Annotated in this window: 21 protein-coding genes; 11 read left to right on the top strand and 10 right to left on the bottom strand. The window is 31.4% G+C overall.

The features are described 5' to 3' along the window. Positions 1-87: 87 nt before the first annotated feature. The 3 genes from ACQYZ7_RS16000 to ACQYZ7_RS16010 are packed head-to-tail and all read left to right on the top strand — an operon-like array spanning position 88 to position 3955. Positions 88-1821 carry a hydroxymethylglutaryl-CoA reductase, degradative gene (locus tag ACQYZ7_RS16000; protein WP_430730715.1) on the top strand — a complete coding sequence of 578 codons (1734 nt, stop codon included), beginning with the start codon at positions 88-90 and terminating at the stop codon, positions 1819-1821. Beyond that, the gene (locus tag ACQYZ7_RS16005; protein WP_430730716.1) at positions 1821-2747 is read left to right on the top strand and encodes a GYDIA family GHMP kinase; all 927 of its coding nucleotides are present in this window, start codon (positions 1821-1823) and stop codon (positions 2745-2747) included. Before ACQYZ7_RS16000 ends, ACQYZ7_RS16005 begins: the two co-directional genes overlap by 1 nt. Further along, entirely contained in the window at positions 2747-3955 is a 1209-nt protein-coding gene (locus tag ACQYZ7_RS16010) for an NAD(P)/FAD-dependent oxidoreductase (RefSeq protein WP_430730717.1), read from the top strand. Before ACQYZ7_RS16005 ends, ACQYZ7_RS16010 begins: the two co-directional genes overlap by 1 nt. A gap of 55 nt (positions 3956-4010) precedes the next feature. Here ACQYZ7_RS16010 and ACQYZ7_RS16015 read toward each other — a convergent pair whose 3' ends face one another. The 3 genes from ACQYZ7_RS16015 to ACQYZ7_RS16025 all read right to left on the bottom strand — a co-directional run bounded on the left by ACQYZ7_RS16015 (position 4011) and on the right by ACQYZ7_RS16025 (position 4992). Continuing rightward, positions 4011-4313, bottom strand: coding sequence for a hypothetical protein (locus ACQYZ7_RS16015; protein WP_430730718.1), 303 nt, complete (start codon positions 4311-4313; stop codon positions 4011-4013). 24 nt (positions 4314-4337) lie between these two features. Then, a complete protein-coding gene (locus tag ACQYZ7_RS16020) occupies positions 4338-4568 on the bottom strand; it encodes a hypothetical protein (RefSeq protein WP_430730719.1) in 231 nt (76 codons plus the stop codon). Positions 4569-4635: 67 nt separating this feature from the next. Continuing rightward, the gene (locus ACQYZ7_RS16025; protein WP_430730720.1) at positions 4636-4992 is read right to left on the bottom strand and encodes a hypothetical protein; all 357 of its coding nucleotides are present in this window, start codon (positions 4990-4992) and stop codon (positions 4636-4638) included. A 212-nt stretch (positions 4993-5204) separates the two neighbouring features. Here ACQYZ7_RS16025 and ACQYZ7_RS16030 point away from each other — a divergent pair, with 212 nt between their 5' ends. The 8 genes from ACQYZ7_RS16030 to ACQYZ7_RS16065 all read left to right on the top strand — a co-directional run bounded on the left by ACQYZ7_RS16030 (position 5205) and on the right by ACQYZ7_RS16065 (position 11389). Further along, the gene (locus tag ACQYZ7_RS16030) at positions 5205-6263 is read left to right on the top strand and encodes a sensor histidine kinase (RefSeq protein WP_430730721.1); all 1059 of its coding nucleotides are present in this window, start codon (positions 5205-5207) and stop codon (positions 6261-6263) included. After that, positions 6256-6483: a LytR/AlgR family response regulator transcription factor gene (locus tag ACQYZ7_RS16035; protein WP_430730722.1), complete on the top strand. Its 228-nt coding sequence runs from the start codon at positions 6256-6258 to the stop codon at positions 6481-6483. Before ACQYZ7_RS16030 ends, ACQYZ7_RS16035 begins: the two co-directional genes overlap by 8 nt. A 148-nt stretch (positions 6484-6631) precedes the next feature. Then, entirely contained in the window at positions 6632-6973 is a 342-nt protein-coding gene (locus ACQYZ7_RS16040; RefSeq protein WP_430730723.1) for a LytR/AlgR family response regulator transcription factor, read from the top strand. A gap of 35 nt (positions 6974-7008) precedes the next feature. Further along, on the top strand, positions 7009-8088 hold the full coding sequence (locus ACQYZ7_RS16045; protein WP_430730724.1) for a diphosphomevalonate/mevalonate 3,5-bisphosphate decarboxylase family protein: 1080 nt from the start codon (positions 7009-7011) through the stop codon (positions 8086-8088). Positions 8089-8106: 18 nt separating this feature from the next. Then, positions 8107-8601, top strand: a complete 495-nt coding sequence (locus tag ACQYZ7_RS16050) for a toxin-antitoxin system YwqK family antitoxin (protein WP_430730725.1) — start codon at positions 8107-8109, stop codon at positions 8599-8601. 51 nt (positions 8602-8652) lie between these two features. Then, positions 8653-9579 (top strand): mevalonate kinase family protein, encoded by a 927-nt coding sequence (locus tag ACQYZ7_RS16055; RefSeq protein WP_430730726.1) that lies wholly within the window; start codon positions 8653-8655, stop codon positions 9577-9579. Between the two features lie 9 nt (positions 9580-9588). After that, positions 9589-10506, top strand: coding sequence for a geranylgeranylglycerol-phosphate geranylgeranyltransferase (locus ACQYZ7_RS16060; RefSeq protein WP_115901721.1), 918 nt, complete (start codon positions 9589-9591; stop codon positions 10504-10506). Between the two features lie 46 nt (positions 10507-10552). Next, complete coding sequence (locus tag ACQYZ7_RS16065; RefSeq protein WP_430730727.1) at positions 10553-11389, top strand: pseudouridine synthase; 837 nt, start codon at positions 10553-10555, stop codon at positions 11387-11389. Positions 11390-11429: 40 nt separating this feature from the next. On the opposite strand, the gene ACQYZ7_RS16070 is transcribed toward ACQYZ7_RS16065, so the two are convergent. The 7 genes from ACQYZ7_RS16070 to ACQYZ7_RS16100 form a co-directional block, all read right to left on the bottom strand. After that, positions 11430-11795 carry a heavy-metal-associated domain-containing protein gene (locus ACQYZ7_RS16070; protein ID WP_430730728.1) on the bottom strand — a complete coding sequence of 122 codons (366 nt, stop codon included), beginning with the start codon at positions 11793-11795 and terminating at the stop codon, positions 11430-11432. Between the two features lie 27 nt (positions 11796-11822). Further along, positions 11823-14060: a TonB-dependent receptor gene (locus tag ACQYZ7_RS16075; RefSeq protein WP_430730729.1), complete on the bottom strand. Its 2238-nt coding sequence runs from the start codon at positions 14058-14060 to the stop codon at positions 11823-11825. 60 nt (positions 14061-14120) lie between these two features. Then, complete coding sequence (locus ACQYZ7_RS16080) at positions 14121-14531, bottom strand: HYC_CC_PP family protein (protein WP_430730730.1); 411 nt, start codon at positions 14529-14531, stop codon at positions 14121-14123. 61 nt (positions 14532-14592) lie between these two features. Further along, the gene (locus tag ACQYZ7_RS16085; RefSeq protein ID WP_430730731.1) at positions 14593-14829 is read right to left on the bottom strand and encodes a hypothetical protein; all 237 of its coding nucleotides are present in this window, start codon (positions 14827-14829) and stop codon (positions 14593-14595) included. A gap of 100 nt (positions 14830-14929) precedes the next feature. Further along, positions 14930-15508, bottom strand: coding sequence for a hypothetical protein (locus ACQYZ7_RS16090; RefSeq protein WP_430730732.1), 579 nt, complete (start codon positions 15506-15508; stop codon positions 14930-14932). Between the two features lie 99 nt (positions 15509-15607). Continuing rightward, entirely contained in the window at positions 15608-18793 is a 3186-nt protein-coding gene (locus ACQYZ7_RS16095) for an HET-C-related protein (RefSeq protein ID WP_430730733.1), read from the bottom strand. 540 nt (positions 18794-19333) lie between these two features. Continuing rightward, positions 19334-20899: type VI secretion system Vgr family protein (locus tag ACQYZ7_RS16100; RefSeq protein WP_430730734.1), on the bottom strand; the 1566-nt coding region annotated here is incomplete at its 5' end.

A 20899-nucleotide genomic window follows, 5' to 3' on the forward strand; every position in this document is an offset into this window, starting at 1 on the left:
ATCCCCTCAAAAAAATCATAAAAACCAAATAACACAACCATTTTAACATGATTCACGTATCTTTGAGCCATCAAAAAAGAATTGAGAATGTCTAAAACGATCTCTGGTTTTTCTAAACTTACCAAAGAAGAAAAAATAGACTGGTTGGCAAAAACTTACTTTAACAATCAACCAGAAATTATACAAACTATTACGCAATATTGGAATGTAGATGATAAGCTACAACAATTGCATGATGATTTTATTGAAAATACAATTTCTAACTTTTATATGCCTTACGGTATTGCTCCTAATTTTATTATTAACGGACGCAGTTACGTAATACCAATGGTAGTTGAAGAAAGCTCTGTAGTTGCTGCTGCTTCTTTAGTTGCTAAATTCTGGAGTACTCGTGGTGGGTTTAAAACCGAAGTGATTTCTACTACCAAAATTGGTCAAGTGCACTTTATGTATGCTGGTGACAAGAACGAGCTAACAAACTATTTCAATCAACAAAAAACTGAATTATATGCAGCTACGGCATCCATTACTAAAAACATGGAAAAACGTGGTGGTGGAATTTTAGATATTCAATTAGTTGACAAAACTGATAAGCTTGCAAACTACTATCAATTACATGTTACTTTTGAAACTAAAGATAGTATGGGAGCCAATTTCATCAATTCTTGTTTAGAAGCTATTGCAAGAACTTTTAGAAAAGATGATATTGAAATTGTAATGAGTATTCTTTCTAATTACGTTCCTGAGTGTTTAGTAAAGGCTGAAGTGAGCTGTAAAATAGAAGAATTAGGCGGGAAAAATCCTGAAAAATTTGCTCAAAAATTTGAACAAGCTGTTAAGATTGCTGAGATAGAACCATATCGTGCAGTAACACACAACAAAGGAATTATGAACGGAATCGATGCTGTTGTATTAGCAACAGGTAACGATTTTAGAGCAATTGAGGCTGGTGCACATGCGTACGCTTCAAAAGACGGACAATATAAAAGCCTAACCCACTGTGAAGTAAAAAACGGAGTTTTTAGGTTTTGGATTGAAATTCCACTAGCACTTGGAACTGTAGGAGGTTTGACCGCTTTACACCCTATGGCTAAACTATCTTTAGACATGATGCAAAAACCAAGCGCACGCATCTTAATGCAAATTATTGCTGCTGCTGGTTTAGCTCAGAATTTTGCTGCTTTACGTGCCTTAACTACTAAAGGAATTCAACATGGGCATATGAAAATGCACTTGATGAATATTTTAAATCAACACAAAGCTACTAATGAAGAAAAAGAAGTTGTAGCTGCCTATTTTGAAGACAGAACAGCCTCACATAGTGCTGTGGTTGAAAAGCTCAACGAATTACGTAAGCCCAAAGTACAATGGGTAGATTTTTTAAATGAGGAAGGAGTACGTAGTACACTTGCTAATTTAAAAACTGATGCAAAACCTTTATTTGGAAAAATGAACGGACAACAAATGGTTGAGCACTTAAGTATAGTTACTAAAATAGCTAACGGGAATTGGAATGTTGACATTTATGTTTCTAGTGAAAAAACAACTCGTAGAAAACCATTCTTAAATTCTGATAGTGAATTACAAATCGGGTTTAAAGCTCCATTTTTATCAGAAGACCCAACTCCTTTGAAATTTAATTCAATAGAAGAAGCTATTGATGATTTAATTAAACAAGTCCAATTCTTCGAAACTGTTTTTACTGAAAATCCAAACCGAACAGTCGTACATCCTTTCTTTGGAGAACTAGACTATGAATACTGGAAAAAATTTCAAGTAAAACACTTTACACATCATTTTAAACAATTTGGATTAGTATAATGCGACACTATTCTAACGGAAAATTATTACTCACTGGAGAATATGTTGTTTTGGATGGTGCAACTTCTTTAGCTGTTCCTACTAAGTTTGGGCAAGATTTAATTGTTGAACCCATCAAGGAATCTCAACTTATCTGGGGAAGTTTTACACATACTGGAGAATGTTGGTTCGAGGCTTCTTTTGATTTACCCAAACTAAGATTAACTTCAGCTACGTTTAATTCAGACAAAGAAGGAAGTGCTGAATTTATTGCTGAGACTTTACGAGATATTTTACAAGAAGCAAAACGTTTAAATCAAGAATTTTTAAATACTGAGCACGGTTTTATTGTAAAAACCAATTTAACTTTTCCACAAAACTGGGGATTAGGAAGTTCATCAACCTTAATTAACAATATTGCTACTTGGGCAAATGTGAATCCGTTTACCTTACTTTGGAATGCTTTTTCTGGTAGTGGTTACGATATTGCTTGTGCAAAACACAATACACCAATTCTATATAAACTAAAAGAAAAACTGCCTCTTGTTGAAGAAGTTAATTTTAAACCTAGTTTTTCTGAAGAGTTATTTTTTATTCATTTGAATCAAAAACAAAATAGTAGAGAAGGAATTGCTCATTATAAAAAACACAAAGAAGAAGCACAACAATTAATTCCAGAACTCAATAATTTAACTCAAGAGTTTTTAAAAGCTAAAACTTCCAAAGATCTGGGTAAAATTATCATTGAACATGAGCAAATCATTAGCTCAATTACAAAGCAAGTCACTGTAAAAGAGAGATTGTTTTCTGATTATTTTGGTGAAGTAAAAAGTTTAGGAGCTTGGGGTGGTGATTTTGTTTTAGCTACTGGAAACGAAGACACAATAAGTTACTTTAAACAAAAAGGATTCGACACTGTTCTTTCGTATAAAGAAATGATTTTATAATGAAAAAAGTAATTATTATAGGTGGTGGAGCTGCAGGTTATTTTACTGCAATTAATGCAAAAGAACTCAATCCTGAATTGGACATTACTATTCTTGAGAAAGGAAAAGAGGTTTTACAAAAAGTAAAAATTTCTGGTGGAGGTCGTTGCAATGTTACGCATGCTTGTTTTGAACCTAAAGAACTAACAAAATTCTACCCAAGAGGTGAAAAAGAGTTATTAGGACCTTTTCATCAATTTATGACTGGAGACACCTTTGAATGGTTTGAAAACCGTGGTGTACCTTTAAAAATTGAAGCAGACAGTCGTGTTTTTCCCGAAGCAAATACTTCTCAAGCAATTATAGATTGTTTTCAAAACGCTGTTGATAACCTCGGAATTACTGTCTTGAAAAACCATGGTGTAAATGCCATTTATCAACAAGGTAAGAAATGGGTTATCAACACAAAAAACCAATATTTTGAAGCTGATTTCGTAGTTATTGCTGCTGGAAGCAGTAAAAAAGTTTGGGAATTATGCGAAACTCTAGACCATACTATTATTGAACCTGTTCCTTCTTTATTTACTTTCAACATAAAAGACAAACGAATTATTGATTTGGGCGGGATTTCTGTACCTAATGCAGAAGTTACACTTGTTGGAACTAATTTAGAAAACTCTGGCCCGTTATTGATTACGCACTGGGGATTAAGCGGTCCTGCAATCTTAAAACTATCAGCTTTTGGTGCTCGTCTTTTAGCTGATAAAAACTATCAATACAATGTACTGGTAAATTGGTTAGGACAAGACACAAACTCTGTTCTCGAAGAATTACAAGGACTAAAGAAATCACAGGCTAAAAAACAGATAATTTTAAAATCACCTTTTAGTGATATTCCACGCCGATTATGGGAACGTTTGGTTGTTGCTTCAGATATAAAAAGCAGTCAAAATTGGGCTGATATAAGTAATAAACAACTTCAAAACTTAGCAAATCAATTAACCAAAGGTTTGTTCAATGCCAATGGTCGTACTACTTTTAAAGAGGAGTTTGTTACTGCTGGTGGTGTGGATTTAAAAGAAATTAACTTTAAGCGTTTTGAAAGTAAAAAACATCAAAATTTATTTTTTGTTGGCGAAGTATTAAATATTGATGCCGTTACTGGTGGATTCAACTTTCAAAATGCTTGGACTGGTGGGTTTATTTGTGCCAATGCTATTGCTGAATAAAAAATCATTTCGAACAAAGCTTTAAAAGTTCTTCATTCGAAATGACTTTACTTTTTTAGTCTTCGTCTTCCCCTTCTTCTTCGTAGCAGTTAAAAATGATAGAATATCCGTACTCTACAGCTTCTTCATATAATTCTTTTTGCTCATCATCTTCTACGTCTTCAACTGAATCTAACGTAAAATATTCGTCTTCTATTTCAACTACTTTCCAGTCTTCATTTTTGATGTAAAATTTCGCTAATCGCATAGCTCCTTCAATATCTTTATAATCGATATATAAGCTTACGTAAGCTCCGATAACTTCATCGTAATGTTCAGAAGATTTTTTAGGTTTTGCTAAGGCATTAATTAAAAACATAGGTCTATTTTTTTTTACTGTTAATTAAGCTAATTCTCCTCTGTGAGGTTTTAATGCATCTCTAAAGATTTTCATGTTTTCTTCATTAACCACTATAAAGGCAATGGTGTGCATTTCGTTTAAAGATACAAAATTTACTTCATGGTAAGGCAAACTATCTATCTGAGCAAATTCTTTAAGGTGGATGCAGTGATGTTTTGCAGTTTCCAATCCGTCAGGACCTTTAAAATCCCAAATCAGTTTAATTTTTCTCATAAAACAAAAATACCCATTTCTAAACAGAAATGGGTATTTTAATTAGTAACTAATTAAACCTATACCATCATTTCTTTATAATTACAGCAAGTAACCCCAGTCTTGCTATTAAAAAAACTAACATTCCAAAAGACGGGGCTAACAAACCTATTTTTAAACCTGCTGCTAAAACAGGAGTTGCTATATCTCCTTGCATTGAACTAATATTATCAAACGCACCAATTAACCCAAAAAACAACCCTAAAAACCCATAAACCAAAGCAAACAAACTTATATGTTTAAGTAAATCACTTGTTTTTCCATTACTGTCCTCTTTAAACAATAATTTCACTATTAATACAATACAGATTATTAGCATTAATAATGTTGGGTACATAAACATTGCCCCTCCTTCATTTAAAAGATTTGAGAATAAGAATTTCATAATTTTAATTTTTAAAGTTATTTACGACACAAACCTATACTTATAGTTCATTTGAGTTTTATAATATCGATAAGATTCCTTTTCTCTTCCCTAAACTACACATTAAACTCCTTAATTAGTCAAATAACATAAACCCGTTATTTGTCTACAGTTTCAGGGATTTTACCGCAAAAACCTATCTCTTTCTTAAAAAAATAAGATATTGCAACTTAATGAAAAGCTATACACCAATAGCTAAACGCTTTATATTCTTCTTATTCAATATTTTATTTTGGGTAGGTGTTTATTTCTTTTACACATACTTCTTAGGCTATGGAACCTCTAATACTGCTTACGTAAATACTTTTTCGGCATACTTAATGCCTGTAACTATATTCTTAAGTTATTTCATTATTTTATATTTAATCCCTAAATACTTTTTCAAGAAAAAGTACTTTCTTTTTATTCTATATAGTTGCTATACTTTCATCATATCATTTACAGCTATTTTGCTCTCTATTTTCTTTGGTTTAGTATTTTCTTCTTTTTTAGAAGGAACCGATACAAAAGCCATAACTAAATCTTTAACTCTAGTTGTAATTGGTGTATACTTTATTGTTGTTATAGCAGTATCTTTAAGTTTAATTATTTACAATTATCTATCTAGCATAAAAAACGAAAACTTAAAAAACAAATTCTTACAAACTCAATTACAACTAAAAGAACAGGAACTAAAATTCTTAAAAATGCAGATTCATCCGCATTTTTTGTTCAACACATTAAACACGTTGTACGGATTTGCACTTAAAAAATCGGAGGAAGCACCTGATATGATTTTAAAACTATCTAGTTTATTAGATTATATATTATATCAAGTTGATAAACCTTATGTTCTTTTAAAGAATGAAATACAACATATTGATGATTATATTTCTTTAGAAAAAATACGCTTTCAGGAAAGTTTGAGTGTTAGTTTTTCTGAAAAATTACACGATGAAACCATTCAAATTCCTCCAATGTTATTATTACCTTTTGTTGAAAATGCTTTTAAACATGGAAAACAAATCAACGGGATATTGAATATTAATATCAACCTAAAAACAACTAAAGACTTCTTGTTTTTCCACATTGAAAACACCTCTAAAGACGACAAAACAAACAAAAACGGAATTGGACTAGAAAACATTCAAAAAAGATTAGAAATACTTTACAATAATCAATTTAGACTTACTATGGCATCTGAAGAAAACCAATTTATTGTAGACTTAAAAATTCCTTTAAAAAATGGCTAAGAAAATAAACTGTGTAATTGTTGATGACGAACCAATAGCAAGGGAAATCCTAGAGTCGTTTGTAGAAAAAACACCTAATCTAAAATTAATTTCTAGTTGTAAAAATGCTATGGAAGCATTACAAGTTTCACAAATGGAAGCTATTGATTTGTTTTTTCTCGATATTAATATGCCTGAAATTACTGGATTAAGTTTAGCTAAAATTATCAATAACAAATAACAAATCACAAATAATTTTCACTACTGCTTACAGAGATTATGCAGTAGATGGTTTTAACCTAAATGTACTAGACTACTTATTAAAACCTATTGCTTTTGATCGGTTTTTACAAGCAATCCAAAAAGTTACTGAGCCTACTAATGGTAATATGAAAGTTTCTCCAGAAAATGAAAACAAAAAGGATTTTATGTTTGTAAGAGCTGATAGAAAAATGGTTAAGATTAACTTTAAAGATATTTTATATATTGAAAGTTTAGGTGATTATGTTAAAGTTTTCACCAATAACAACACTATAATAACCAGAGAAACTATTAGTAACTTTGAAGCCACATTACCAAGTGATTATTTTATAAGAGTACATCGTTCTTACATTGTTTCAATATCTAAAATTTCTTCATATACTAACGAATATATTGAAGTTGATAAAAAAGCAGTATCAATAAGTAGAACCTATAAAGAAAGCGTTTTACAAAAATTAGCACAAGTGTAAGCGAAATTCTATCTTTACAGCAAAATTTTTATACGTTGAATACATCAGATTTCTTATTTCTTTCTCAAGATGAAAAAGTAGATAACTTAACAGTTACATGGCAAACACCTAGTAATATTGCTTTGGTAAAATACTGGGGAAAAAGCGAACCTCAAATCCCTAAAAATGCTTCGATAAGTTTTACATTAAACAATTGCCTCACAACTACAAAAATTGAGTTTACAAAGACATTACCAAAAAATCAAGCAGAATTTGAGTTGTTTTTTGAAGGAAAAAAGAAAGATGATTTTAAACCTAAAATAGCCAAGTTCTTTGAAAGAATTCAAAAATACTGTACGTATATTTTAGAGTATAACATGGTTATTTCTTCTGAAAACTCATTTCCTCACAGTAGTGGTATTGCCTCTTCTGCAAGTGGAATGAGTGCTATTGCCATGTGTTTAATGAATTTAGAAAAAGAGTTAAACCCGAATTTAACTGAGGAATATATTAACAAAAAAGCTTCCTTTTTAGCTCGTTTAGGATCAGGAAGTGCTAGTAGAAGTATTGAAGGACCATTAGTTGTTTGGGGAAGTCATCCTGAAATTAAAGGAAGTTCAGATTTATTTGGTGTAAAATTCCCTTATAACGTTCATCCTATTTTTGAAGATTATCAGGACTCTATTTTATTAGTAGACAAAGGAGAAAAACAAGTTTCTAGTACTGTTGGTCACAATTTAATGCACAATCATCCGTATGCAGAAAATCGTTTTACCCAAGCTAATGAAAACCTAGGGGAAATTTCAAAAATTCTTCAAAATGGAGATATCAAAGCATTTATTAACCTTGTTGAAAGCGAAGCTTTAACATTACATGCAATGATGTTAACTAGTAATCCATATTTTATTTTAATGAAACCTAACACACTAGAAATCATCAATAAAATATGGGAATACAGACAAGAAAACGATAGTAATGTTTGTTTTACCTTAGATGCAGGTGCAAACGTACACGTATTATATCCTAGTTCAGAAAAGACTGAAATTGAAGCATTTATTAAGAATGATTTAGCTGCATACTGCCAAAAAAATCATTATATTTGTGATAGTGTGGGTTTTGGCGCGAGACCTATTTAACCTAAATTCCCAACTATTATGAGAACTTCAACATTAATAATAGCCCTTTTTATTGGCTTTATAACCAATTCAGTTACCGCACAAGACACTATTTGGTTCGATAAAAACTGGCACGAAACAACAAAAGGGGAGCATGAGTTTTATAGACCAGCTCCTAAAAGAATGAACGATGGATTTTGGATTGTAGATTACTACAAAGATGGACAAATTCAAATGGAAGGTTTTAGTACTGTGAACACTCCTAACGAAGAAGTCTTTGATGGTTTAGTAATGTATTATCACGCAAATGGAAAGCCTTTTCACAGAGCTAATTACAAAAAAGGAAAACTTCACGGAATTCGAAAGGTATATTACGAATCTGGTGAATTAAAAGAAGAAGGAAAGTATGAAGAAGGTGAAAGAGAAGGTATATGGAAAACTTTTTACAAAAACGGGAAGATCGAGACAAAAGGTAAGTACCGCGATAATGAAAAAGTTGGTGTATGGAAAACTTTTTACAAAAACGTATACTAGTTTGTAAACTAGTACTTTTACTCGTATGTTTGCATCGTAATTAAAACACCTATGAAAGGACCCTTATTTTACGCAAAAATATTACTCTTTGGTGAGTACGGAATTATTAAAGATTCTAAAGGATTAGCAATTCCCTTTAGTTCTTATAAAGGAGCGTTAAAATCTGCAAAAAACTTAACAGGAGGAGCTAAAAAATCAAATGAAAGTTTGGCTAACTTCTACACATATTTAGCTAACTTAAACTCTGATACTGTTTCTTTTGATTTAGATTCTTTGAAAAATGATATTGATGAAGGTATGTATTTCGACTCTTCAATACCTCAAGGATACGGTGTAGGGAGTTCGGGTGCTTTAGTAGCTTCTATTTACGATAAGTACGCTAATAATAAAATCACGATTTTAGAAAACTTAACAAGAGATAAGCTTTTAACTTTAAAGCAAATTTTTTCGCTAATGGAATCATTTTTCCACGGAAAAAGCTCTGGGTTAGATCCTTTAAACTCATATTTAAGTTTACCTATTTTAATCAATTCAAAAGAGCATATTGAGCCTGCTGGGATTCCATCTCAAAAAGAAGGAAAAGGTGCTGTTTTCTTATTAGATTCTGAACAAATTGGTGAAACTGAACCTATGGTTAACATCTTTATGAACAAGATGAAAAATGAAGGTTTCCGTAAAATGGTTAGTGAAGAATTCGCAACACATACTGACGCTTGTATCGAAGATTTTTTACAAGGGAATGTTAAGTCGTTATTTGGTAACGTAAAGAAATTATCAAAAGTAGTTTTAGCCAACTTTAAACCTATGATTCCAACAGCTTTTCATAAAGTTTGGGAACAAGGTATACAAACCAACGACTATTACTTAAAGCTTTGTGGTTCAGGCGGTGGAGGTTACATCTTGGGTTTTACTGAAGATTATGAAAAAGCAAAAAACAGTTTAAAAGATTACAAATTAGAATTGGTGTATCGCTTTTAAAATGCTACTATGAGTACATTTAAAAATAATACATTTTTCTTAAAAATATTTAGCCTTTTATCTGTTATAAGAGGTTACAACATTTTAGTATTAATAGCAGCCCAATATTTGGCTGCTATTTTTATTTTCTCTGATACGAAATCAGTTAAACCTGTAGTTTTTGACTGGCATTTACTCTATTTAGTTATTGCTACTGTTTGCGTAGTTGCTTCTGGATACATTATCAATAATTTTTACGATAAAAAGGCCGACATTATTAACAGACCTATAAAAACAGGATTAGATTCTTACGTAAAACAAGAAACTAAGCTGACTTTATATTTCACACTAAACTTTATTGGGTTTTTCTTCGGATGGTTGGTATCATGGCGCGCAGCCTTGTTTTTTTCAATATATATTTTTGGAATTTGGTTCTACTCTCATAAGCTAAAAAAACATCCGTTAATAGGCTTAATAACTGCAACAATACTAACTATACTTCCTTTTTTTGTGATCTTTGTACACTATAAAAACTTTTCTAAAGTAATTTTTGTGCATGCTATCTTTCTTTTTTTAGTCATTATGATTCGTGAACTCATGAAGGATTTAGAAAATATTAAAGGAGCTATTGTTAATAATTACACTACTTTTCCTGTAAAGTATGGAGAACAGAACACCAAAAAACTAATCATTTTACTAATGGTATTGACTCTAGTTCCAATTGGGGTTTTATTTAATTACCCTGCTATTGAGTATATGAAATACTATTTTTATTTAGCTGCTATTACCTTAATATTTGTTGGTTTCTATACATGGAAGTCAACAAAAAACAATCAATATCGATTGGCTCATAACATTTTAAAAGTATTATTATTAATAGGTGTTTTTAGCTTATTATTTATTGATAAATCTTTAATCGTAGATAAAGTCGTTCAGGTTTTAGATTAAAAACCAAATAATTACTGTAACTTTGCCCACTTTTTAAAATTTAATTATGAATTCAAAAAACTCGTCGAGAGGACGACAAGCTGGACGCAACAGCAATCCTCAAGAAAAAAATCAATTCAAAAAAGATTTCAGAAAACCTAAAAGTAATAAACCTGCTCAGAAAAAAACTGAGAGTACTGGTATTCGCTTAAACAAATTCATCTCTAACTCTGGAATTTGCTCTCGTAGAGAAGCAGATACTTACATTGAGCACGGAAGTGTTTCTGTTAACGGGAAATTAGTTACCGAAATGGGTTATAAAGTACAGCCTGGTGATGAAGTTCGTTTTGACGGAACTTTAATTTCTATGGAGCAGAAGCGTTACGTTTTATTAAACAAACCTAAAAATTACATTACTACCATGGAAGATGATCGTGGTCGTAAAACTGTAATGGAACTAGTAGGAAACGCTACAAAAGAACGTATATATCCTGTTGGAAGACTAGATAGAAACACTACTGGATTATTATTATTTACTAACGATGGTGAGTTGGCAAAAAAATTAACGCACCCTAAACATAATGTTCGTAAATTATACCATGCTTCTTTAGATAAGAAATTAAGCATTGCTGATTTAGAAAAATTACGTGGTGATGTAATTATAGAAGGCAGAAAAGTATTTATTGATGCTGTTTCTTATGTAGAAGGAGAACGTAAAACAGAAGTTGGTATTGAAATTCACTCTGGTAGAAACCGTATTGTTCGTAAGATTTTTGAGCATTTTGGATATACCGTTACAAAACTAGACAGAGTTATCTTTGCTGGTTTAACCAAAAAGAATTTACCTCGTGGTAGATGGCGTGAATTAACACAACAAGAAATTAACACATTGCAAATGTTGTAAAATAAAAATCCCGAGTTTAACACTCGGGATTTCTTTTTGATTATTTCTTTGGTTTTTTATGCTCTTCCTGTACCTCTTCATCTCTATATTTACAGCATTCATGTAAATTATCATAGGCTTCTTTAGTTGCTTTAAACTCTTTCGTATCATGCCCTACCCCTGCAACACTTTTCTTAACCGTTTCTGCAGTTGTTTTACGTTCATCTATAATCAAGCTTAATTCATGGGTATTTACATCCCATTTTGCATACTTTACACCTTTAGTTTTTAGTGCTGCTTTTTCAATACGTTGTTTACACATCATACAAACGCCATCTACTTCAAAAGAGGCTTTAGCATTTTTTTCCTGAGCAAATGCTGATGTACTTAATAGTAAAACAACTGCTAATAAAAATATATTTTTCATCTATTCTTTATTTTTTTATTTTATTTATTAATCTATTTTAAATCGTAATCCTGCATAGAAGTTACTCCCAAAAACTGGTGCGTATATAATTGTAGTATCAAAATTTGCTCCAAAAGGATTGTTACTTCCTAATATAGGATTTTTTTGTTTATAATTTGTGATATTTTCAGCCCCAGCATACACTTCAAACTTTTTTGAAAACACTTTTGTTATTTGAGTATTTAACAAGTTATAGCTATCCGAATGCGTCGGTAACTGGTTATTTGTATTGGGTAAACGTTGTTCTCCAATCCAATTATAAGTTACATCAAACTTCCAGTTACTCTCAATTCCTTCTTTAGTTGTTGCATAAGACACGTTTGCAAAAAAGCGATGTTTGGCCTGCAAAGCTTTTGCTAAATTTCCTGATTTATAATCAGTAGAAACATCATAAAACTTATACGAAAATCGAGTGTTGAAATATGGTATAATGTTTTGATTCATCTCTATCTGGAAACTATTAGCAATACTCTTTCCTTCTAAATTATAAAAAGATATTTCTTGTGGATTTTCCCAATCTACCACTACTTGATTTGAGAAATTTGTTTGATAAAAATCAAATATTACATCCCCTTTTCTTCCAAATAATTTATATCCTTGTAAAAACGACACTCCATAATTCCAAGCTACTTCTGGATCTAACCCATAAATATTTCCGCCTGTATTTTCAATAGTAATTGCTCGTGATGAAGCAAAAAGTTGTTGATTCTCTGCAAAAATATTCGCGCTTCGTTTTCCTCTTCCTACAGAGGCTCTTAACACTGCTCTTTCCCAAGGAACATAACGCATGTGCAATCTTGGTGTTACAAAAGTTCCTAATAGGTTATGATGATCTAATCGAACGCCAGCTGTAACGCTAAGATTATCTGCGTTATCATAAGCATATTCAAAAAACGCACCTACAGAGTTTTCTTTTCTATCAAAATTCGGATTCATTGTTGTACTAACAAATTCATCGTATTTGTCATACGTAAAACTAGCACCTGTTTTAAACTTATTACGAGTATCTCCTATAATGGAGCTAAATATAAAGTTGCTATAAAAACTTTGATGCTGAATATTATAGTCTCTCAATCCAAAATACGAATCTTGTTTATGGTTACTGTAAGCTGCTTGAAAACCCATATTTTGAAATGGCATATCTGGAAATACGTAGCCTACTTTTACAGAAGTATCAAAACGTTTGGTTTTAATTTCGCTTCCCCAAACAGTAGTTGATCCTTTATCTACTTCTGGGTTAAAACCAACTTCTCCTACTTGTTTTGAATCGTCTAAATACCTAAAATTGATAAAACTTACCCAACCTTTTTCGGCATCGGTATATTGCCAACGATTCATCACATTAATTTGTTCTGCTAATGGATTATCTAAAAAGTTATCCTTGTTTTTATCAAATTTTTCTCCTCTATAATTACCATGTACATATAAACCTGTTTGCCATTTTTTACTTACTTTTTGATTGAAATGCGTATTGAACTCTAACCTACCTCCTACTGCTCCGTACGTATTAAGATAAAACTTATGATTGGTTGATGGTTTTACTAACTCGGTATTTATTTGACCTGAAATACTTTCAAAACCATTAACAACACTTCCAGCCCCTTTAGTTATTTGAATGCTCTCTACCCAGGTTCCAGGCGTAAATGTTAATCCGAATGCTTGTGCTGCTCCTCTAATAGATGGAATATTTTCTTGGGTAATTAACAAATATGGACTTGTTAATCCTAACATTTGAATTTGTTTCGTCCCTGTTAACGCATCAGAAAAATTAACGTCTATTGACGGATTGGTTTCGAAACTTTCTGACAGATTACAGCAAGCCGCTTTTAACAATTCATCACTATTTATAGTTACTAAGTTTTGTGTTTGCAAATACGACCGTTGGGTAGAGTTTCTTTTCGCAGAAACCGCGACCTCTTCTAACGTGTTACTTTCTGTTAAATAATGACGAACAGGCGTTAAGCTATTAACTATTATTGTATCTGTTTTATAACCAACAAAGCTTACAACTAGTTTTCTATACTCTTTTTTATATGGAATGCTAAACATTCCTTTTTGGTTAGTAGTAGTACCAATATTCGTATTTAACCAATGAATATTAGCTCCGAAAACACCTAAATTTTCTTTCGGTTCATTCTTATCTTTTATCACTCCTTTTAACTCATTTTGAGCAAAGAATGATGAAGATATCAGTAAAAAAATACTGATAATAAAAAAATTTTTCATTTTTAATTTATCATACTATGTTATACAATTCTTAATTTCTGTAAAAAAGAATTATATGAATCATATGATAAAGACTTCGTGAAGTACCTGTATATTAAAAAACAGTTTGGGTGGTATATAAAATTTATGTGGAACAAACTGTTTCTCTAAGTCTTGAAATAACAGACTGTTAAAAACATATGAAGTAACCGCTGTAGCAACCTTTATAAAAGTTATTTTTTCTACAGAAGATTTTTGAATTTGAGTTTGCCCTTTTATAAGCTCTGCATCATCTTTACAACATGATGCTTCTATTGCTTTACTCTCACAGCTATCTTCCTCTACATCATCACAGCTAGCCACGCTCCCTACATAAGAAACAGCTACTAAAAAATCACCACAAAAATGTTTTTCTACATTAAATGAAAATGTAGATAGTAACACTGTTAATGCTAAGAATGTAGCTATTATTTTAGAAAAATATTTTCTCATGTCCAGCAAAGGTACAAAAAATTGAAAATCTGTATTTTACTATACTTAAGCTTATTTTTATTTATTCACTGATTATATTATTCGAATCCTTCTTCCTAAAGAAAAGAAGGCTAATTCCTGTCCAAACTACCCAAATACTGATTAATCCAATAAAGAACAAGTTTTCTCCTCTATTTAAAGAATGGTTTAATACCTTAAACACAATAATAGCCCAAATAGTGAATAGTATAATTTGTCCTATGAAGTAAAATATTTTTCCTTTTTTACTTAAATATTTTAAAAATAATTGCTCTAACATGTTTTACTTAATTTAATCTCTCTCTAATAGTTACTGAATACTTAACACTTGTTCTATTTCTCCATTTTTTTTAAAAAAAGATCCTCGTACAATACCTTACTTATATTTCTTCATCATGATAAATGTGAATACTTTTCACTTCATTTGTTTCTTCTAGTTTCCAATCTCCACTTATATATAAGTGACCTCCACCTTTTCTATGATATGAAACGGGTGAATCTAAAAAATAAAGAAGCTCTTTATCACATGAATATTTGAAGGTATAACCACTACTTTTGATGCCTATTTCATCAAATGTTGCATTTGCACGTTTAATATATTCATGCATTTTGTCAGTTTGATTAAGCAATGTACCATTCAACATAACAGTAGCATTTCCTATCATATCTATATTTGGGTATTCTAAATAAGTGTTCTGAATATAAATATATATATCTCTAACTTTATTTTTCTCTATAACAATTTCCACTCCTTTTTGTTTATTATGAGCAAAGTAAGGCTCATTTTTATTTTCAGAAGCTCTTTTTTCTTTAACCCAATTTTCTCCAAAAACTTGTTCAAACTGTTGTAGTGACATTCCTAATCCAAAAGGCTTATCATTGTATTTTAAATTACATCCATTTAGCTCAAAACGATGTTCTTGTTTCATAAATTTTTTGTACTCAGGGGTATCATTCATAATTTGCGTTTTTTTTACTGTTGGTTGGCATCCAAGCATTGATAAATTTATAGTTAAAAAAAGATATGTATAATTTAAAAGGGTCATAGTTTATATATATTAGCAACTACTAGGTTTATAATATTGTTTGTTATAATTATTTTTCAAGTTTTTAGCTTGATCTAATAATTTTTGTCCATCAAGTAAAAGGTTTTTAAAATTTTCACGTAAACTACCATCTGTATCAAATTCAGAAATAATTGCATCCATAGTTGTAAAACCTTTCCCTGTCCCATTTATTTTTCCATCTGCCATATTAATAAGCTGTTTGTTGAAATCATTTATTTCCTCTATACCGTGTATTAAGCTATCTATAACTACACTTGGTGTACTTGCCTTACATACTTTATCATTATTTTTTGTAGCCCATTCTAACACTATCTTGTCTTGCCAGCTAGAAACAACTGGGTGTTGAATAATAGTATCAACTTCTTTTAACACATCACTTAATGGGGCGTTTAATTTCCATACTTTTAACATTTTTTTACCTACTTTCTTAACTGCTTCAACTGCTAATATAGCTGATAATTCATGCATAGGTTTATCAGGATCATCTTTTGCTATTTGTGTATGGGAAGGATTTGTACCTATAGCAATACCGTTTTTTTGTATTTGAGTAATTTGTTCTTGCATAAGTAATTGCGCATCAGAAATACGTTTTCCACAAATTTTCAATAAATTATAAAATCCAAAATTAATTAGGGCTCCTATGCGTTCCATAATATCATGAGCATATTCTCGCATAAATTTTGGTAACTTATTTTTTGCCCCTACAATACCATCGCGTATTTCTAGCAAATCATTAAAGCGTTTTTCATAGGAACCGTCATTTACCCCTGAACCATCAGCATTTTGTATTTGATCTAAATCTTTACATATTTCTAGAATTAACACATCATTAACTGTTCGTTCTTTAGGTTTAGATTCTTCATAAGGAGTGATTTCAATAGAAAACAATTTCTCTTCTAAAATAGGCAATACACTTGCTAGCATATCTAGCTCACCAAAAGTACCTGTAACCACAGGTATAAAACGAGCTATTTGATTAGGCTCTGTAATTACAGTTTTATCATATTTCATTTTTGTAACGCCTATTACAGATGGAGTAGCCTTTAATCTCAAGTATCTTTCTGCTTCTTTAGGTGGTAGCTTAGCAAAAGTATCATAGTTAAAGTTTTCAGCACCTGGATATGGGGTATGATTAGGTACCACATCTACCCATGGAAAAACTCGATCATTTTTATACACTTTAGCCACAGCAATTTCTACATAATTTGTGTGTGCAAAATAATCCTCTATAACATGTAAAGCAGCTCCAAAATTCACCATAGATGTTATGTTAGAGAAATTTAAGTTATTTTCAGCACTTTTTATTTGTTGTACAACATATTCGTAAGCGGTACGTGTAGTTGAGAAATCACTACTATTAGCATCTGATGCATGAGTACGAATATAGTTTTTCATACCATAAGTTTTACCTATAGCCAATTCTATATAAGTTGGTTTCCCTACAAAACCATATTTTTCTCCTTTAGCATTTAGCTTTGGGTTATGTTCATTTTTATTAATAGGAATGGTTAGAGGGTTGTCGATATGCTCGTCTGGACGATATACACCTAATACTTCTTTTGTAATATCTAAATATTGCTTTTTAAAATCAGCCAGTCGTTTATCATAGTTGTTCTTATTTAAATCAGCCTTATTCTCTGGTTTCATAAACTCCATTACGGCTAAAATATTTACTACACTAGTCATTAATTCACGAGACCATGTAATTGGTCGTACCTTTTTTTCTTGATAAATAATATTCGTTTCAAAACTAAACCAAGTAGAAGGACTAAAAAATTCTCCTTCATAACTCGCATCCACCCCATAAGGTATTTGAACGTTAACCATTTCATTACTAGGGTTACCATTCATTATGTTTTTAACTTCCTCTAAATCTTCCTTCTCTTTTTTAGAATATTCTATTACACTATTAGATAAAGGACGAATAATTCCTGGGTCTACTAACTGAGAAAAATCACGTAACCAATTCCCTAGATAAATTTTATTAAGGATTTCGTTTAATTTTTTCTCATTAGTTATTTTATATATGCGTTTAATTAAGTTTTTTAATGCAACTTCTTCAATATCTTGATGCCCATACTTACCATGCCCAACGTCTATTTTTCCTGCTTTATAATTATTTATTTCTCCATTGTCACTTCTGTTTTGACGTGCTTCATTTACATATTGCTTTAGGTTACTATGTAGTTCTCGCCATTCCCATATTAATTTTTCGCTAGCCCCATCAATAATAACATCAGCAAAATATTGCTCTTCATTTTCTAACAAATTAAGTTGTATTACTTGTGCCGCAAACTTAGCTCCTACATCACCTTGGCTCCCTTTTTTGGGAGGTAGGTTTTCTTTATCTTTTCCTACAGTATAAGTGTTGTGTAACAAGTAATGAATATGATGTCCAACTTCTTCTACCAGAGCTACCATAAGTTCAGCTCTTTGATCGTTATCTTCTTTCGCTTTACGCACAAACCTTTCGGTTACTAAAATTTCTTGTGTTTTATTACTATACCCTGCAGGCCCCTTACCATTAACACTATTACCTTTTACTACTTTAATTTTGGGATTTAATAGAGCATTATTCTCTTTGGCATGATTATACAGTTTTTGTACTGCTCCATTTTTATAATGATTACCATATATACGTTTTATGACATAGGTAAATAATATTAAGCTATCCTTTTTTGCTATCTTTTGTAGCTCTGTTACTGCGAAAGTACTAGTAAGTACAATATCTTGCACCTTCTCATCTTCATCCTCTTTAAGGTTATTTTGATTGGTTTCGGCTTTTCTATTGGAGTTACCTGTCAATGTGGTAAGTATTCTATCTTTAATAGTAATTGTAGGAAAAGGAATCTCATCCTCATCCATTGTTACTGACGAACTCTGAGTAGCATTACTTATAATTATATTGGCTTCGCCAGAACTAATTACCCCACCATGGGCTGTCATATCGCCTAAACAAGCTACAGATTTTCCGTTAAAAAAGACAAAAGGGTCGCCTTGAGCTACTGTGTCTGGAGGACCAGCACAGGTGCATAAGCTACCCATGGTAGCTGCGGATTTATTATTAATTAAAATATTCGGTTCTCCTTTTATTATAGGCCCACCTATATGAGGGGTGCTACCACTACACATTGGACAGGTATGCATACTACCTACTGTAGCTATTGGTCCTGGCATAATTCAATTTTTTTTATTTGTAAATACCTATAAAATTTATAAGTTTAGTTTTATTCTAGCTTGTTCTTTCTGTTAATGCAATATGAACTCTTTCCCTACTTTTCTAAAAGTTATAAAAGAATCAAGGTTAATAGAAAAATCACACGCATGTTAGTTTTCTTCTTTTATATCTAATTATCTTCTTCTTTCTGTAACTCACCTTTTCCTACACTTCTTCTTCATCTCTATTCAAGGTAAAGGACATGAGATAATCGTTCAATCTTTAGATATTTAATAATACAAAAACAGGCAACAAGACAGTTTTCATTCTCTTTGGTTTAAAATATTTACCTTATAGTAACTAACATAATTATAACCATTACTATGAAACAGGTTTTAAAAGGTACCTTTTTATATCAAACCTTATAACATCTTCTAAGCTAGAGTGCAATTTAAAAGAACTGAAACTTATTTTATAACTACAACTTTCTATTAGGCTATTTATATTTCATAATATATTTAAAGAGGTCTTAATCTTGAATTGTTATCGAAATAATTATTCTACATAATTTCAACTTTACCACTAGCTCCTTGTACAGTCGTCATCTGTCCTTGAACTTTGGTTTGTTGACCTTTTAACTCAGCTGCTGCTTGCCCTTCTATAGTTGTATTTTGCCCTTTAACTGTAGCTTTACTACTTGCTTTAATAGCTACATTAGCGCTACTTGTAATACTAGCATCTTTGTCTGCTTGTGCTTTAATTGCTCCTTGAGATAAAATTGAAGTGTCTTTTTCTGATGCTGTTTTAATCTCTCCTTTTGCTTGTAGCTCAATGTTCTCTTCTGCAATTATTTTTACATTCTTAGCAGAAAACTCCATCGTTTCAACAGACTGAACAAATAATGATTTTTCCTTAGTATCAAAAGTTATAATACTACCGTCTTTATCTTTTATGGTTATTTTCTCTTTATCTTTTGTATCGTCTAACTCAATAGTGTGTCCACCACGTGTAATAATACTCTTTCTTACATTTTTTTCATCTCCTCCTGCACCATTTTTACCTGTAAACATGCTTCCCATTACAAAGGGACGATTAGGGTCGTTATGCTCAAAACCAATCATTACCTGATCTCCTACTTCTGGAATAAATACAAATCCTCTGTTCGTTTTAGTAAGGTCACTGCTTCCTGCATCGGGTGTCATCACACGTATAAAGTCTGTTTTTGCGCCAATAACTTCTTGCCAGTAAAACTGAACTTGTACGCGTCCTTTGCTTTCTGGATCTTTATTACTTACTACCTTTGCTACTTGATTACTAGCTACAACTGGTGTTATATTTTCATTTAAGGGTAAGCCTTTTGTGTTTGCTGGAATCGCTTCAAAAGTATTATAGTATGCTCCGCCTACATCTGCAAAATGGTTTATTTGAGTTATAATATATTCTCCATATTGCTTTACTGTGTATTCTCCTTCATCATACTTTGCTGCACTTACTTTTATTAAAGCTCCTAAATGCAAACCTTTTCTTATTCCTGTAGCCTTAAGAACATTTCCTTCTGCGCTTAATCCTTGTAAGCGTTTTTGTAAATACTCATCTAACGATGATTTATCTTGTAAAAACACATCACTTACTCCAAAGTCTTTAACTTCTTTATAAACTTCTTCTGATGCTTTAAGTGCGGTGTTGGCTAAATCGTTTAGCCCTTCGTTATTTGCTTTTAAATCTCCTTCAAAGAATTGATCATTTAACGAATCGTAACTGTAGGTTGCTAAAGTAGGATTATACGTTTTCGTTTTTATTTGTAGTTCTTTTAAATCTTTGCTGTATTCTAGTTCTATTGGCTTTTGACCTCCAGATTCTGGCTTTCCAAAAACAACATCTACTCCATCAAAATAAAACCATTCATTGTATTGATATGCTAATCGCTGAAGATATTTATAATCGCTCTCTGCGTATTGACATTGGTAAGGAATTACTGTAGTATACGTTGGACTAACCTTGTTTTTGATAGCAGTAGTATCTATAATCTCTGAAACAATGCTCCCTAAGTCTTTTTCTAACCAAGATTTTTGTTGTTTTCCATTCTCTAACAATACTGTTTGAGATAATCCTTTAAGGATTAACTC

This window comes from Tenacibaculum sp. SDUM215027 (assembly GCF_050566205.1).
Classification (GTDB): domain Bacteria; phylum Bacteroidota; class Bacteroidia; order Flavobacteriales; family Flavobacteriaceae; genus Polaribacter.